We start from the raw sequence: 13,798 nt of genomic DNA, 5'->3' as shown, positions 1-13,798 counted from the left end.
GCATTCCCATGAGCTTCTCCCCCCAGGAAGCCCTGCATCGCACCATCGAACACCGCGAAATCTTCTTCGACGAAATGGTCGACCTGATGCGGCAGATCATGCGCGGCGATGTCTCGCCGATGATGACCGCCGCCATCCTCACCGGGCTGCGCGTGAAGAAGGAGACCGTGGACGAAATCGCCGCGGCGGCCACCGTGATGCGTGAATTCGCCCGGCCAGTGCCGGTGGCCGATACCTCCAACCTGGTTGACATCGTTGGCACCGGTGGCGATGGCTCGCACACCTTCAACATCTCCACCTGCGCGATGTTCGTCGCTGCTGCTGCAGGCGCGCGCGTGGCCAAGCATGGCAACCGCAGCGTGTCGTCCAAGTCCGGCAGTGCCGATGCGCTGGAAGCGCTGGGCGCGGTGATCGAGCTGCAGCCTGACCAGGTGGCCGCGGCCATCGACCGGACCGGCATCGGCTTCATGTTCGCGCCGATCCATCACCCGTCGATGAAGGTCGTCGCGCCGGTGCGCCGCGAGATGGGCGTGCGCACCATCTTCAACATCCTCGGTCCGCTGACCAACCCGGCCAGCGCACCGTCGGTACTGATGGGCGTGTTCCATCCCGATCTGGTCGGCATCCAGGCGCGCGTGCTGCGCGAACTGGGTACCGAGCGCGCGATGGTGGTCTGGGGCCGCGACAACATGGACGAGATCTCGCTGGGCGCCGGCACTCTGGTCGGCGAACTGCGCGATGGCAAGGTGCGCGAGTACGAGATCCACCCGGAGGACTTCGGCATCGCCATGTCGGCCAGCCGCAACCTGCGCGTGGACGGCCCGGAACAGTCCATCCAGATGCTGCGCGCCGTGCTCGACAACGAGCCGGGCCCGGCGCTGGACATCGTTGCGCTGAATGCCGGTGCCGCCCTGTACGTGGCCGGTGTGGCCAGCGACATCGGCGATGGCCTGGCCCGCGCCCGTGCCGCCATCGCCAACGGCAGCGCCCGCCAGCGCCTGCAGCAGTATGTGGAGACCACCCGCGCGCTGGTTGCCTGAGCGCGCGGTTCAGCCTGACCCTCTCGATGGCCGATAATGGCCGTCCTCACCGCCCCCCGCACCGACCCGAAGACGATGAGCGACATCCTGCAGACGATCCTGGCCCGCAAGGCCGAAGAAGTGGCCCAGCGCCGCGCCCAGCGCCCGCTTGAGGAGCTGCAGGCCGCCGTGGCCAGCGCCCCGCCGGTACGTGGCTTCGTGCGCGCGCTGCAGGCGGCGGTGGCCAATGGCGACCCGGCGGTGATTGCCGAGGTGAAGAAGGCCAGCCCTTCCAAGGGCGTGATCCGCCCGGATTTCCGCCCGGCCGACATCGCCGTCAGCTACGAGTTCGGTGGCGCCAGCTGCCTGTCGGTGCTGACCGACGTGGACTTCTTCCAGGGCGCCGACGCCTATCTGCAGCAGGCCCGCGAAGCCTGCACGCTGCCGGTGCTGCGCAAGGATTTCGTCATCGACGCCTACCAGGTGTACGAGGCGCGCGTGCTGGGCGCCGACTGCATCCTGCTGATCGTCGCCGCGCTGGACGATACCCAGCTGGCCACGTTGTCCGAGCTGGCGCTGTCGCTGGGCATGGACGTGCTGGTGGAAGTGCATGACATCGACGAACTGGAGCATGCGCTGCAGGTGCCGGCGCCGATGATCGGCATCAACAACCGCAACCTGCGCACCTTCGAGGTGTCGCTGCAGACCACGCTGGACATGCAGCAGGCGGTGCCGCGTGACCGCCTGCTGGTCACCGAGAGTGGCATCCTCGGCCCGCAGGACGTCGCGCTGATGCGCGATGCCGGCATCCATGCATTCCTGGTCGGCGAGGCCTTCATGCGCGTGGAAGAGCCGGGCGAGGGCCTGCGTCAGCTATTCTTCGCGGCATGACAACGCACTATCCGACGCCGCGCGACGATGCGCCGCTGGTGGTCTTCGATTTCGACCACACCCTCTACGACGGCGATTCGGGCACCCATCTGTTCGCCTCGCTGATCAAGCGCAACCCGCTGCGCATGCTGGCCGCGCTGCTGGTCACGCCGATCGCCGGGCCGTTGGTGGCGATGCTGCCGACCCGCCGAACGGGTATTTCGGTCTACGTGTGGATCGGCAGCTTCGGCCTGCACCGTGCGCGCGATTTCAACAAGGTGATCGATGCCTACGTGCTGCGCAACGAGGCGCAGATGCGCGCCAAGCTGCTGCCGCAGGCGCTGGAGGTGTTCGCCGCGCACCGCGCCAAGGGCGACCGTGTAGTGGTCGCCACCGGCGCGCCGCCGGAACTGGCCCGCGCCATCCTGGCGTTCGTTGCCCACCAGGACGTGCCGGTGATCGGCACCGAGGTCGGCCCGCGACTGGGCGGCGTCGGCCCGACCCGCCACTGCCACAACGAAGAAAAGATGCGCATGCTGCGCGAGCGCGGCTACGGCAATATCGACATCGCCTACTCCGACAGCACCGCCGACCTGCCGTTGCTGCTGGCCGCCAAGGCGCCGGTGGTGGTGAACCCGAAGCGATCCAAGGTGGACTTCTTCCGCCGCGTGCTGCCGGCCGGCACCCGCATCCTCAACTGGGGCTGCGTGGACCGCGGCGGCGACAAGGCGTAGCCCGGGGCCGGATCCCGTCCGGGGCCTGACCCCATCGCACGATGACGGATCTGCCGGCCAGCGGCCGGCACTACCCTCCTCCGTCCCGGTAGTGCCGGCCGCTGGCCGGCAAACGCTCAATGCCCCAGGTACCCGTACACCGCATGGCCGATCTGGAACAGGCTGATCCCCAGCACCAGCACGCCAACGGCCACCAGCACCCAGCGCTCCTTCACCCGCTTGACCAGGATCGCCGCCACCGGCGCGGCCATCATGCCGCCGATCAGCAGGCCGGCGACGATCTGCAGGTGCTGCACGCCCATCGACAACAGGAAGGTCGCTGACACCGTCAACGTGACCACGAACTCGGCCGCGTTGACCGTACCGATGGTGGTGCGCGCCTGGCCGCCACGGGCGAGCAGGGTGGACGTGGCGATCGGTCCCCAGCCGCCACCGCCGCTGGCGTCGAGCAGGCCCGCGAAGAAGCCCAGTACCGGCACCCGGCGGATCTCGCCCTTGGGCATCCAGCGCCCCGCGGCGCGCGCCAGGATGATGATCGCCAGCACCAGCAGGTACAGATAGATGAGGGGGCGGATGATGTCGCCGGGGATCTGGGTGAGCACGTACGCGCCCAGGGCGCCGCCCACCGCACCGGGCAGGGCCAGCCGCAGGAACAGGCGTTTATCGACATTCCCGGCGGCGAGGTGCGACACGCCCGAGGCACCGGTGGTGAACACTTCAGCGGTGTGGATGCTGGCGCTGACCTGCGCCGGTGGCAGGCCCATGCTCAGCATCACCGACGAGGACACCAGGCCGAAGGCCATGCCCAGTGCGCCGTCAACCAGCTGCGCGCCAAGGCCGATGAGGATGAACCACCAGAATTCGCTGCTCAGTTCCATGCACCGAGCCTAGCGCGCGAAGGAGTGCGGACCAAGGTCCGCACCCACCGGGTGCTCAACGGTCAACGGGTGCCGTACAGCACCACGGTCTTGCCGCGGGCATGCAGCAGGCCGTCGGTCTGCAGCTTCTTCAGCACGCGGCCGGCCATTTCGCGCGAGCAGCCGACCAGGCGCGCCAGTTCCTGGCGTGACACGCGCAGCTGGCTGCCCTGCGGATGGCTCATCGCTTCTGGTTCCTGCGCCAGATCGTGCAGTGTGCGCACGATCCGATCGGTAACATCCAGGAATGCCAGGCGACTGGCCTTGCGGCTGGTATCGAGCAGGCGCTTGGAGATCTGCTGGCCCAGCGCATACAGCAGGCGCGGGGCGTCGGCCGACAGCGGGCCGAGGAACAGCTGGTGCAGGCGCTCGTAGCTGATTTCGGCCAGTTCGCAGGCGGTACGGGTCCGCAGGATCACCTCGCGGCGGTCCGATTCGACGAACAGGCCCATTTCGCCAACGAACTCGCCGGCACCGAAGTAGCCCAGCACAAGCTCTCGATCGTCATCTTCCTCGGCCATGATTGAAACCGAGCCGCTGACAACGTAATACAGGGTTCCCGCCGGGTCACCGGGTCGGAAGACGTCGGTACGGGTGGGATATCGCCGCCGGTGGCTGTGCGCCAGGAAACGATCGATGGTGGCGATATCCAAGGCCAGTGGACTGCTAGCTAGGCGCACGGTTGACACGATAGGGGCGCTCCCTCTGCGCATGAACGGATTCACGGGGTCGATAGCGGAGCTTAACCAGCGCAATTGTTAAGGGCAAACAGTGTGCCAGAACTCTTGCGTCTTCACGTTCCCCCCGGGGGCAGTTTGCCCCATAATTCCCCCTTTCCCTTCTTACACAGGAATCGACCGCCGTGGTCAAGCCGTTGCCTCGCCTGAGGCTGCAGGGTTTCAACAACCTCACCAAGGCGCTGAGCTTCAACATCTATGACGTGTGTTACGCGCGCACCGAAGAGGAGCGTCAGCGTTACATTGAATACATCGATGAAGAGTACAACGCCGACAGGCTGACTCAAATCTTGACCGATGTCGCCGAGATCATCGGCGCCAACATCCTGAACGTGGCCCGCCAGGACTACGACCCGCAGGGTGCCTCGGTGACCATCCTGATCTCCGAAGAGCCGGTGATCGACAAGAAGCTGGCCGGCAAGGAGCTGATCTCCGACGCCGTGGTCGCGCACATGGACAAGAGCCACATCACTGTCCACACCTACCCGGAAACCCATCCGCAGGAAGGTATCGCGACGTTCCGCGCGGACATCGACGTGGCCACCTGTGGCGTCATTTCCCCGCTGAAGGCCCTGAACTACCTGATCGAGAGCCTTGAGTCGGACATCGTGATCATGGACTACCGCGTCCGTGGCTTCACCCGCGATGTGAAGGGCAAGAAGCACTTCATCGACCACAAGATCAACTCGATCCAGAACTTCCTGGCCAAGAACATCAAGTCGCGTTACGAGATGTTCGACGTCAACGTCTACCAGGAAAACATCTTCCACACGAAGATGCACCTGAAGGACTTCGACCTGGACCAGTACCTGTTCGAGGAAAAGGCCAAGAACCTGTCGTTCAAGGAACGCATGAAGATCGAAGCGCTGCTCAAGCGCGAGATCGAAGAGCTGTTCCACGGCCGCAACCTGTCCGAGTAAGCCCATGTGCGATGCCCGCAGGCATCGCCACCCAGGCGGGACGACCCGCCCCGTGGAACCAGTGCCCCCGCACGCGTTACAGTTCCACGGTGATGTACCGACCCACGGCCCGGTGTGAAAACACCGGGCCGTTTCGTTTTTTTCAAAAAAGGTAAGGAGCCCCCACCCATGCCCTGGATCTACCTGCTGCTGGCCGGCCTGTTCGAGATCGGTTTCGCCCTCGGAATGAAGTACTCCGAAGGCTTCAGCAAACCCCTGCCCACCGCTGCCACGGTGGTATCCGCGCTGATAAGCCTGTACCTGATGAGCCAGGCGATGAAGAGCATCCCGGTCGGCACGGCCTACGCGATCTGGACCGGTATCGGTGCCATGGGCGTGGCGGTGCTGGGCATCTACCTGTTCAACGACAGCGCATCGCCGGCCCGCCTGGCCTGCGTGGGCCTGATCGTGGCTGGTGTGATCGGCCTGAAGCTGGTCTCGCCGAACTGATTGATGGCCCGACCAACGGTCGGGCCCCACCGTCGCCCCCCCGCATCTCCTGGTAGGCCCGCACCGTTGGTGCGGGCGACCCTTCAAATGCGGTAGGCGATGGTCTTCATCACCCTGGAGGCCAGTGCCATCACGCCCGGGATCGGGAACGGCAGGCGGCGAGCGCCGGCCTGCTCGGCGTGGTCCGCATGGCGGGCCTCGTCTTCCTTCATCACCGCGATGACCGCGCGGCTGCGCAGGTCGCCGGCCGGCAGGTCGACCAGGTGCTCGTCCAGGTGGGCCTCCACCTGGCGCTCGGTCTCGACCACGAAGCCCAGGTTCCAGCCGTCGCCGCGCAGCCCGGCCAGGGTGCCGATGGTGTAGCTGCCGGCGTACCAAAGCGGGTTGAACAGGCTCGGACGGCTGTCCAGTTCGGCCAGCCGGGTGGCGCACCAGGCCAGGTGGTCGGTTTCTTCCTGCGCCGCTTCCAGCAGGTGTTCCCGCGTGGCCGGGTCGCGCGCCACGGCGGCCTGGCCGAAGTACAGGCCCTGCGCGCAGACCTCGCCGACGTGGTTGATCCGCATCAGGCCTGCGGCATGGCGCCGCTCGGCGCTGTCCATGCCGGGCTCGCCGGTGTCCGTGGCGGGGTAGGGGCGGGCCGCCGGCGGATTGCCGAACACTGTGTCCAGGGCGCGCTGCGCCTCGGTCAGCAGGTGGTCCAGCGGAGTGGTCTGGCGGAGCACGGTCATGGCAGTACGCGGTGGGGCGGAAGACCCCCCGATTCTCGCCCGGCCCCGCGCCCCTGCCAACCCGGCCCAGGGGACGGGTTGCGCTCCCGCGGCAGGATGAGTACAATCCCGCCTCTTACGCTTCACCTTTTCACAACGCGTGGCAGAGTTCCGGCGAGCCTTTCGCCGCAATGAGCCCGACCTAACCTAGAGTTCTTCATGAGCACTTTCACTGCCAAGAACGAGACCGTCCAGCGCGACTGGTACCTCGTCGACGCCGAGGGCAAGACCCTGGGCCGTCTCGCCACCGAGCTGGCCCGCCGTCTGCGTGGCAAGCACAAGCCGGTCTACACCCCGCACGTTGATACCGGCGACTACCTGGTCGTCATCAATGCAGAAAAGATTGCCGTCACCGGCAAGAAGCTGCAGGACAAGATGTATCACCGTTTCACCGGTTACATCGGCAACCTGAAGACCGAATCCCTGGCACAGGCGCTGGAGCGCCACCCGGAGCGCGTGATCGAGATCGCCGTGAAGGGCATGCTGCCGAAGGGCCCGCTGGGTCGCCAGATGTACCGCAAGCTCAAGGTCTACGCTGGCACTGAGCATCCGCACGCCGCACAGCAGCCGCAGGTTCTGGATATCTAATCATGGCTATCACTCAAAACTACGGCACTGGCCGCCGCAAGTCCTCCACCGCTCGCGTGTTCCTGCGCAAGGGTTCGGGCAACATCACCGTCAATGGCCGTCCGCTGGACGAGTTCTTCGGTCGTGAGACCGCGCGCATGATCGTGCGCCAGCCGCTCGAGCTGACCAAGAACACCGAAAGCTTCGACATCCTGGTCACCGCCGCTGGCGGCGGCACCACCGGCCAGGCCGGTGCGATCCGTCTGGGCATCGCCCGTGCTCTGGTCGAGTATGACGAAACCCTGAAGTCCGAGCTGCGCAAGGCTGGCTTCATGACCCGTGACGCCCGTGAAGTCGAGCGTAAGAAGGTCGGTCTGCACAAGGCCCGTCGCGCCACCCAGTTCTCCAAGCGCTGATTTACCGCGCCTGGTTGGGCTCCTTCGGGAGCCCGCTGGATGGAAAAGCAAAAGCCCGGCTTCGGCCGGGCTTTTGTCGTTCCGGGGTCATGGATTTCCTGGTTGCCGGCCAGCGGCCGGCACTACCCGTGGTTTCGCGTGCCGGGAGGGTGGGGTCAGGGCCTTTCCCTGCGGAAAAGGATCCGACCCCCGGGGTTCTCTCTGGGGAAGAGTCCCCTTGTTGTTCAAGGGGGTGTGCCGACAGGCGCGGGGACAAGGTGGAATGCGCGACCAGATTAAAAACAAAAGGCCAGATCTTTCGATCTGGCCTTTTGTTTTTAATCTGGCTGCCCCGGATGGATTCGAACCACCGAATGCCTGAGTCAGAGTCAGGTGCCTTACCGCTTGGCGACGGGGCAAAACGTGCAACTATTTTCTCACTTTTCACGCTGAAAAACAACTTGATTTTCAGTGTGGTGGCTATGGGTGGACTCGAACCACCGACCCCAGCATTATGAGTGCTGTGCTCTAACCGGCTGAGCTACATAGCCTTGGTGAGCCCGCTATTCTGCGGATGTGTACCGCCCCTGTCAACACTTTTGTGTCGTGCTTGTGGGCCGACAGAGGGCATGGGATAGTCCCGGCCAGTAGATTTTCTTAGGAGTCCGCATCGTGATCGATCCGGACGGCTATCGACCGAACGTCGGCATCGTGCTGATGCGGCAGGACGGCCAGGTGTTCTGGGCACGACGCGTGCGCCGGGACGGCTGGCAGTTCCCGCAGGGTGGCATGAACACCGACGAGACGCCTGTCGAGGCCATGTATCGTGAACTGCAGGAAGAGACCGGCCTGCTGCCCGAGCATGTGGAAGTGCTCGGGGCGACGCCCGGCTGGCTGCGCTACAAGCTGCCGGCGCGGGCCATCCGCCGCAATGAGCGGCAGGTCTGCATCGGCCAGAAGCAGGTCTGGTTCCTGCTGCGCCTGACCGGCGACGAATCCCACGTGAAGCTGGACCACACCGACTCGCCCGAGTTCGACCACTGGCGCTGGGTGGACTTCTGGTACCCGGTGGAGCATGTGGTGATGTTCAAGCGTGGCGTCTATGCGCGTGCGTTGCGACATCTGGCGCCGCTGGCCCGCGGGGTGGCCGGGCAGGGGGTTACCGCCATGCCCAAGAGCGCCGCCGAAGCCTGGATGCCTGGCCATACCGCCGGGCACGACCGCCCACGCAAGCGCCCTCGGACCCGCGGCTACTGGCCGAAGAAGGCCACGGGCGATGGCCCGGCCAGCTGACGGGCTGAACGGTATCGAGAATGGTTCAGGTCTCTGATTGACAACCATTCTCGTTTCCATTGGAATAGCCAACAGGCCGCTTCTGGCCTGCCAGCCCGGTTCACGCCTGTGTACGTCTGCATCTGCAACGGAGTCACCGACCACCAGATCCGCGAAGCCGCCAGCCATGGCGTCAGTACGGTGGCCGAACTGACCATGCGTACCGGCTGTGGCGCTACCTGCGGTTCCTGCCTGGACATGGCCGGCGATCTGCTGGCCAAGGCGCGTGCCACCCACGATCTGCCGCTGCCGGTATTGGGTCTGGCCCAGGTCGCTTGATCGTCTCTTGGCGGCGCGTTGACGGCGCGCTTTCGCATTCTTCACGTGCGGCCGCACAGGCCAATGCGCACGATTCGCGTTCCTTCACGGCTGCAGGCAAGGCGTTAAAGTGCCTGCGTTTTCAGCGTGCAGGAGCATCCCCATGAAGGGCGACACCAAGGTCATCGAATTCCTCAACAAGGTCCTCTACAACGAGCTGACCGCGATCAACCAGTACTTCCTGCATGCCAAGATGCTGAAGAACTGGGGCATCAAGGAACTGGCCGAACACGAGTACAAGGAATCGATCGACGAGATGAAGCATGCCGACATGCTCGCCGACCGCATCCTGTTCCTCGAAGGCCTGCCGAACTTCCAGGCGCTGGGCAAGCTGCGCATTGGTGAGAACCCGACCGAGATCCTGCAGTGCGACCTGTCGCTGGAACGCGATGGCGTGGTCACCCTGCGCGAGGCCGTGGCGTATGCCGATTCGGTCGGCGACTACGTCAGCCGCCAGCTGTTCGTGAAGATCCTCGATTCGGAAGAAGAGCACATCGACTGGCTGGAAACCCAGCTCGACCTGATCGAGCGCATCGGCGAACCGAAGTACCTGCTGAGCAAGCTGGAAGAGTGAGTCAGCCGGCCTGGCCGGCGCGATGCTGTGCCAGGTAGCCCGTCAGTGCCACGCGTGCTCGGGCGAATTCCGCAACCAGCAGCGCCACCGCTACTGCGGGGCGCTGCAGGCTGCCGCTGCGGGCTTCGTGCTCGATGCGCTGCGCGACTGACGACAGCGACAGTGCGCCCACGTTCGCGCTGGATGACTTGAGGCTGTGCGCGACGGCCTGCAGGCGAGGCTCGTCGCCGTTCTGCGCGGCCTGCTGCAGCTGCTGCACCATTGCCGGCGCATCCTCCAGGAACACCGAGACGATCTGGATGGCGCTCTCCCCGATCACTGCATGCAGTTCGTCCAGCACGTCGCGGTCCAGCACCGGCTGCGGCTTGGAGCCGACTCGGCTGTCATCGTCCTGTAGAGCCGAGCCATGCTCGGCTGATGGAGCGCGACGGCTATCGGCCGTCAGCCGGGCATGGCTCGGCTCTATCGAAGGCCGTGCAGGTGATGCGGTTTTGCCGCCGCCCCAGCGCTGCAGCAGCGCATGCAGGGTGGCGCGTGCAATCGGCTTGGACAGATAGTCGTCCATGCCGGCCTGCAGGCAGCGCTCGCGGTCACCGGCCATGGCATTGGCGGTCATCGCGATGATCGGCAGGCGCGGGCGCCCGTTTTCCACTTCCTCAGCGCGCCAGCGGCGGGTGGCGGCATAGCCGTCCAGCACCGGCATCTGGCAATCCATCAGCACCACATCCACGTCGTCTTCGCGCAGGGCAAGCAACGCCTGCTCGCCATCGGCGGCGTTGCGCACTTCGCACTGGAACACGCGCAGCAGCTGCTCGGCCACCATGCGGTTGACCGTGTTGTCCTCCACCAGCAGCACGCGCAGGTGCAGCGGCGGCAGCGTGGGCGTGGGCTGGCCCTGTCCGGCGTTGGCCAGCAGCGCGGCAGGGCGCGCATGCGCAACCGGTGCAGCCAGCAGTGCATGCAGCCCAGCGTCGTCGAAATGCGAGGGTAGCTGCCGCTGGCGTGGGCGTGGCGGAAGGGCATCGTCCTGCAGCCACAGCACCTGCAGCCCGTCGTCTTCGCCACGTTCGGCCAACGCCTGTTGCAGCGTCGCTTCACCGATGCGGCGCGCACGTGCATCGACCAGCAGCCACGCCGGTGCCGGTTGCCCCGGCCTCGGCACCGCGCGCAGGCGCTCGACCACGGCATCGAACTGCGCCAGGGCGTGCACCAGCAGTCCATGATGGGCCGCGATGCGCTCGATGCGTGCCTGCAGGATGGCATCGCTACTGAACAGCAGCACCGCGTCTGGCGTGCGCGCCATGGCCGGCAGGTCGCCGGGCACCTTCAACAACGGGATCTCGAACCAGAACGTGGCGCCTTGGCCGGGCGTGGACAGCACGCCGATGCGCCCGTGCATCAGGTCGATGATGCGCTTGCAGATCGCCAGGCCCAGGCCGGTGCCACCGTAGATGCGGGTCGTTGAGGCATCGGCCTGGCTGAAGGACTGGAACAGGCGCGCCTGCAGTGCGTCGTCGATGCCGATGCCGGTGTCGATGATCTCGAAGCGCAGCTGGTGCTGTGCGGGACCTTCGCCCAGGCGCTGCACGCGCAGCTGTACCTGGCCGCGCGCGGTGAACTTGATCGCGTTGGCCAGCAGGTTGCTCAACACCTGGCGCAGGCGTACCGGGTCGCCACGCACCGGCAGGCGCACCGACGGGTCCAGCTGCAGCCCCAGCGACAGGCCCTTGGCGTCGGCGGCGCGCTGCATCAGCTGCACCACGCCATCGAGCAGGTCGCGCAGGTTGAAGCTGGTGATCTCCAGTTCCAGCGCCTGTGCTTCCAGCCGCGAGTAGTCGAGGATGTCGTCGACGATGCGCAGCAGCTGCTGCGAGCTGGCCGAGGCGGTGGCCAGCATCTGCCGCTGGTCCTCGCCCAGCGGGCCGCGTGCGATCAGCTCCAGCATCGGCAGGATGCCGTTGAGCGGCGTACGGATCTCGTGGCTCATCGTGGCCAGGAACTCACCCTTGGCCAGCACCGCCGCCTCGGCGGCCTGCTTGGCCTGCAGCAGCTGCTGTTCCAGCTGCCCCTGTCGTTCGGTGGTGCGGCGCAGCTGGTCACGTTCGGCGGCCAGCAGGCTGCGCTCGCGTTGCAGCTGGGCCAGTACCCGGTTGCGCGCGCGCAGCCGCAGGCCCAACAGCAGCGCGCTGATGGAGGCCGCAGCAAGGGCAACCAGCAGCGCGACCCACATCGGCACGTCAGAGCACCGCGTTGTGGAAGTCGAAGTTCAGATCGCTGCCGGCCGACTGCACCATGTTGCCCTGGATGTAGTCGACACCGCCCACCCACATCGCGGCGGCGGCCTGCGGATCTTCGATCTGCTGGCCGATGATCTGCTGCCCGGCGGCGTGCGCCCGCTCGATTGCCCGGCGCAGCTCTTCGCGCGTGGCCGGATTGGAATGACTGCTGGAGAAGCGCGCGGCCATGCGCACGAACGACAACGGCAGCTGGGTCAGCAGCGCATCGGCTTCGCCCCCGGGTTCGAACTGGCTCAGGCAGAAGCGCACGCCGGCGCCGGCCATGCGCTGGCAGAACTGCTGTAGCGGCACGGTATGGATCAGCGCGTCGGGCAGGCGGACGTCGATCACCAGCGCGCTGCCGGGCAGGTCGCGCTGCTGCAGCGATTCCAGCAGCCAATCCGCGAACGCATCGCGTTGCAGGGTGCGCAGCGACTGCGAAACGAACAGGTTCAGTGGTTGCGTCGCGTGCCGGTAAAGGTCGAGAAGGCCCAGTGCATGGTCCATCACCTGCTGGTCGAGATCGGCGATGCGCCCGGCAGCCTCTGCGGCCGGGATCACCTGGCCTGCCGCCAGCAGCGTACCGTCGGCCTGGCGAAGGCGCAGCAGCAGCTGGTACTGCGCGGTGTTGCCGCCGGCGACGGCGACGATCGGCTGGTAGGCCAGCTCAAGCTGGCCTTCCAGCAGTGCCAGGTGTTCCTGCTCGCTGGTCACGTCGCGGTGCACGTGGCCGGCCACGCCGGCGCTGAGCAGCCGTGCCTGCAGGGTGGTGCGCTCGACTGCTTCCAGCGCGCTGTTGGCATCGTCGAAGCCCGGCGACAGCGGTGCATAGCCGACCACGCCCCGCAGATGCACCGATTCGTCATCGCGGATCACGAAGGCCCGCGCCGACAACTGCTCGCGCAGCGCAGCGGCAATGCCTTCCAGGCTGTCCTCGCTGACATTGCGCGCAAGCAGCAGGAAGCTGTTGTCGTTCAGGCGCGCCAGCAGGTGCGGGTGGCCGGCTTCTGCCAGGCGTTGCCCGGCCTGCACCATCAGGCGCTCGAAGGCGGCATAGCCATAGCGCTCGCGCAGGCCCAGTGCGCTGGATATCTCGACGAACAGCACGCCGCCCTGGTCGCGGTGGGCGAGCGCGGCGTTGAGCTGCTGCAGCACGTGATGCCGCGTCGGCAGCCCGGTTTCCGGATTGCTGGTGGCCGGGGTGCCGGATACGCCGGGCAGGGTTGCGGCCTGCGCCCGCGCGCGGCGGATGCGGTTGGCCACGGCGGCGATCAGGTGGCGCGGGCGGATCGGCTTGCTCAGGTAGTCGTCGGCGCCACTGTCGAGCACCTCGAACTGGCGTTCCGGGTCCGGGTCGCCGCTGAGGAACACGATGGGCAGCAGCTGCAGGCCGGGCTGCTGGCGGATCAGCGCGGTCAGGCGCATGCCGTCCAGACCGGGCAGGTGCAGGTCCATCAGGATCAGGTCGGGGCGATGTTCCTTGATCGCCTGCAGCGCACCGTCGGCATCGCTGTGCACGATCGCCTGCATGCCGGCGCCATGCAGCACGCTCTGTGCGAACAGTGCCTGGGCGCGATCATCCTCGACGATCAGCACGCGGTAGGGCGAATCGGAATGCAGCGGTGCCGGGTCATTGCCGCCGGCCTCGGCCAGCAGGGATGGGCCGGGCAGCGGCGGCGGTGCGCTGCCGATCGATGCGGGTGCGTCGGAGGCGGCCAGCGGCGGAACCGCTGCCGGCGCTGCGGCGACGGCGCTCGCCGGTTCAGCGGTCCAGCGTTGCCAATGATCGGCCGGAGGGGTTTCAGCGCGTCCCGGGCGGGCGCCCGCGGGGGATTCGTTTGCGGCCATCGGTGCTCCTGGTGTTCGCGTCCATTATGCGACAA

General features: G+C 66.4%; 15 protein-coding genes and 2 tRNA genes. 10 read left to right on the top strand and 7 right to left on the bottom strand.

Translation table 11 applies throughout. The features are described from left to right. Nucleotides 1–8 precede the first annotated feature (8 nt). The 3 genes from trpD to AC5P67_RS02315 all read left to right on the top strand — a co-directional run bounded on the left by trpD (nucleotide 9) and on the right by AC5P67_RS02315 (nucleotide 2,623). Entirely contained in the window at nucleotides 9–1,040 is a 1,032-nt protein-coding gene (gene trpD, locus AC5P67_RS02325; protein WP_005411320.1) for an anthranilate phosphoribosyltransferase, read from the top strand. 75 nt (nucleotides 1,041–1,115) lie between these two features. Next, nucleotides 1,116–1,910 carry an indole-3-glycerol phosphate synthase TrpC gene (gene trpC / locus AC5P67_RS02320; protein ID WP_495214288.1) on the top strand — a complete coding sequence of 265 codons (795 nt, stop codon included), beginning with the start codon at nucleotides 1,116–1,118 and terminating at the stop codon, nucleotides 1,908–1,910. After that, entirely contained in the window at nucleotides 1,907–2,623 is a 717-nt protein-coding gene (locus AC5P67_RS02315; RefSeq protein WP_227843592.1) for a haloacid dehalogenase-like hydrolase, read from the top strand. Before trpC ends, AC5P67_RS02315 begins: the two co-directional genes overlap by 4 nt. A 116-nt stretch (nucleotides 2,624–2,739) precedes the next feature. Here AC5P67_RS02315 and AC5P67_RS02310 read toward each other — a convergent pair whose 3' ends face one another. Together AC5P67_RS02310 and crp are read right to left on the bottom strand one after the other, a co-directional pair. Beyond that, a complete protein-coding gene (locus tag AC5P67_RS02310) occupies nucleotides 2,740–3,501 on the bottom strand; it encodes a sulfite exporter TauE/SafE family protein (protein WP_005411317.1) in 762 nt (253 codons plus the stop codon). Nucleotides 3,502–3,563: 62 nt separating this feature from the next. After that, nucleotides 3,564–4,253, bottom strand: a complete 690-nt coding sequence (crp, locus tag AC5P67_RS02305) for a cAMP-activated global transcriptional regulator CRP (RefSeq protein ID WP_012481435.1) — start codon at nucleotides 4,251–4,253, stop codon at nucleotides 3,564–3,566. A 149-nt stretch (nucleotides 4,254–4,402) separates the two neighbouring features. Here crp and speD point away from each other — a divergent pair, with 149 nt between their 5' ends. Both speD and AC5P67_RS02295 read left to right on the top strand, forming a co-directional pair. Further along, nucleotides 4,403–5,197, top strand: a complete 795-nt coding sequence (gene speD, locus AC5P67_RS02300; protein WP_005411315.1) for an adenosylmethionine decarboxylase — start codon at nucleotides 4,403–4,405, stop codon at nucleotides 5,195–5,197. Between the two features lie 168 nt (nucleotides 5,198–5,365). Next, complete coding sequence (locus AC5P67_RS02295) at nucleotides 5,366–5,686, top strand: DMT family transporter (protein ID WP_005411314.1); 321 nt, start codon at nucleotides 5,366–5,368, stop codon at nucleotides 5,684–5,686. Nucleotides 5,687–5,769: 83 nt separating this feature from the next. Here AC5P67_RS02295 and coq7 read toward each other — a convergent pair whose 3' ends face one another. Further along, a complete protein-coding gene (gene coq7 / locus AC5P67_RS02290) occupies nucleotides 5,770–6,414 on the bottom strand; it encodes a 2-polyprenyl-3-methyl-6-methoxy-1,4-benzoquinone monooxygenase (protein WP_005411313.1) in 645 nt (214 codons plus the stop codon). Between the two features lie 198 nt (nucleotides 6,415–6,612). On the opposite strand from coq7, the gene rplM reads away from it, so the two are divergent. Next, nucleotides 6,613–7,041, top strand: a complete 429-nt coding sequence (gene rplM / locus AC5P67_RS02285; protein ID WP_005414692.1) for a 50S ribosomal protein L13 — start codon at nucleotides 6,613–6,615, stop codon at nucleotides 7,039–7,041. A 2-nt stretch (nucleotides 7,042–7,043) separates the two neighbouring features. Further along, the gene (rpsI, locus tag AC5P67_RS02280; RefSeq protein ID WP_005411311.1) at nucleotides 7,044–7,436 is read left to right on the top strand and encodes a 30S ribosomal protein S9; all 393 of its coding nucleotides are present in this window, start codon (nucleotides 7,044–7,046) and stop codon (nucleotides 7,434–7,436) included. A gap of 323 nt (nucleotides 7,437–7,759) precedes the next feature. Here the strand turns inward: rpsI and AC5P67_RS02275 are convergent. Together AC5P67_RS02275 and AC5P67_RS02270 are read right to left on the bottom strand one after the other, a co-directional pair. After that, nucleotides 7,760–7,834 (bottom strand) — tRNA-Gln (locus AC5P67_RS02275). A 55-nt stretch (nucleotides 7,835–7,889) separates the two neighbouring features. Then, nucleotides 7,890–7,966: transfer RNA gene (locus AC5P67_RS02270), tRNA-Met, on the bottom strand. A 121-nt stretch (nucleotides 7,967–8,087) separates the two neighbouring features. Here AC5P67_RS02270 and AC5P67_RS02265 point away from each other — a divergent pair. From AC5P67_RS02265 to bfr, 3 genes are all read left to right on the top strand, one after another. Further along, nucleotides 8,088–8,708 carry an RNA pyrophosphohydrolase gene (locus AC5P67_RS02265; RefSeq protein ID WP_005411310.1) on the top strand — a complete coding sequence of 207 codons (621 nt, stop codon included), beginning with the start codon at nucleotides 8,088–8,090 and terminating at the stop codon, nucleotides 8,706–8,708. A gap of 108 nt (nucleotides 8,709–8,816) precedes the next feature. Beyond that, the gene (locus AC5P67_RS02260; RefSeq protein ID WP_005411309.1) at nucleotides 8,817–9,026 is read left to right on the top strand and encodes a (2Fe-2S)-binding protein; all 210 of its coding nucleotides are present in this window, start codon (nucleotides 8,817–8,819) and stop codon (nucleotides 9,024–9,026) included. 142 nt (nucleotides 9,027–9,168) lie between these two features. Beyond that, on the top strand, nucleotides 9,169–9,639 hold the full coding sequence (bfr, locus tag AC5P67_RS02255) for a bacterioferritin (RefSeq protein ID WP_005414691.1): 471 nt from the start codon (nucleotides 9,169–9,171) through the stop codon (nucleotides 9,637–9,639). A gap of 1 nt (nucleotide 9,640) precedes the next feature. On the opposite strand, the gene AC5P67_RS02250 is transcribed toward bfr, so the two are convergent. Further along, nucleotides 9,641–11,875, bottom strand: a complete 2,235-nt coding sequence (locus AC5P67_RS02250; protein WP_171969053.1) for an ATP-binding protein — start codon at nucleotides 11,873–11,875, stop codon at nucleotides 9,641–9,643. Nucleotide 11,876: 1 nt separating this feature from the next. Beyond that, nucleotides 11,877–13,763 carry an EAL domain-containing protein gene (locus AC5P67_RS02245; RefSeq protein ID WP_005411306.1) on the bottom strand — a complete coding sequence of 629 codons (1,887 nt, stop codon included), beginning with the start codon at nucleotides 13,761–13,763 and terminating at the stop codon, nucleotides 11,877–11,879. Between the last annotated feature and the right edge of the window lie 35 nt (nucleotides 13,764–13,798).

The sequence above is a fragment of the Stenotrophomonas sp. YJH_SMC_21 genome (assembly GCF_059369555.1).
This window is presented reverse-complemented; position numbering and strand designations above follow the sequence as displayed.

Excerpts from the sequence above, each read along its gene's own strand:
- trpD (WP_005411320.1), top strand. The coding sequence starts at position 9 with ATGAGCTTCTCCCCCCAGGAAGCCCTGCATCGCACCATCGAACACCGC.
- trpC (WP_495214288.1), top strand. The coding sequence starts at position 1,116 with ATGAGCGACATCCTGCAGACGATCCTGGCCCGCAAGGCCGAAGAAGTG.
- AC5P67_RS02315 (WP_227843592.1), top strand. The coding sequence starts at position 1,907 with ATGACAACGCACTATCCGACGCCGCGCGACGATGCGCCGCTGGTGGTC.
- AC5P67_RS02310 (WP_005411317.1), bottom strand. The coding sequence starts at position 3,501 with ATGGAACTGAGCAGCGAATTCTGGTGGTTCATCCTCATCGGCCTTGGC.
- crp (WP_012481435.1), bottom strand. The coding sequence starts at position 4,253 with ATGCGCAGAGGGAGCGCCCCTATCGTGTCAACCGTGCGCCTAGCTAGC.
- AC5P67_RS02295 (WP_005411314.1), top strand. The coding sequence starts at position 5,366 with ATGCCCTGGATCTACCTGCTGCTGGCCGGCCTGTTCGAGATCGGTTTC.
- coq7 (WP_005411313.1), bottom strand. The coding sequence starts at position 6,414 with ATGACCGTGCTCCGCCAGACCACTCCGCTGGACCACCTGCTGACCGAG.
- rplM (WP_005414692.1), top strand. The coding sequence starts at position 6,613 with ATGAGCACTTTCACTGCCAAGAACGAGACCGTCCAGCGCGACTGGTAC.
- rpsI (WP_005411311.1), top strand. The coding sequence starts at position 7,044 with ATGGCTATCACTCAAAACTACGGCACTGGCCGCCGCAAGTCCTCCACC.
- bfr (WP_005414691.1), top strand. The coding sequence starts at position 9,169 with ATGAAGGGCGACACCAAGGTCATCGAATTCCTCAACAAGGTCCTCTAC.
- AC5P67_RS02245 (WP_005411306.1), bottom strand. The coding sequence starts at position 13,763 with ATGGCCGCAAACGAATCCCCCGCGGGCGCCCGCCCGGGACGCGCTGAA.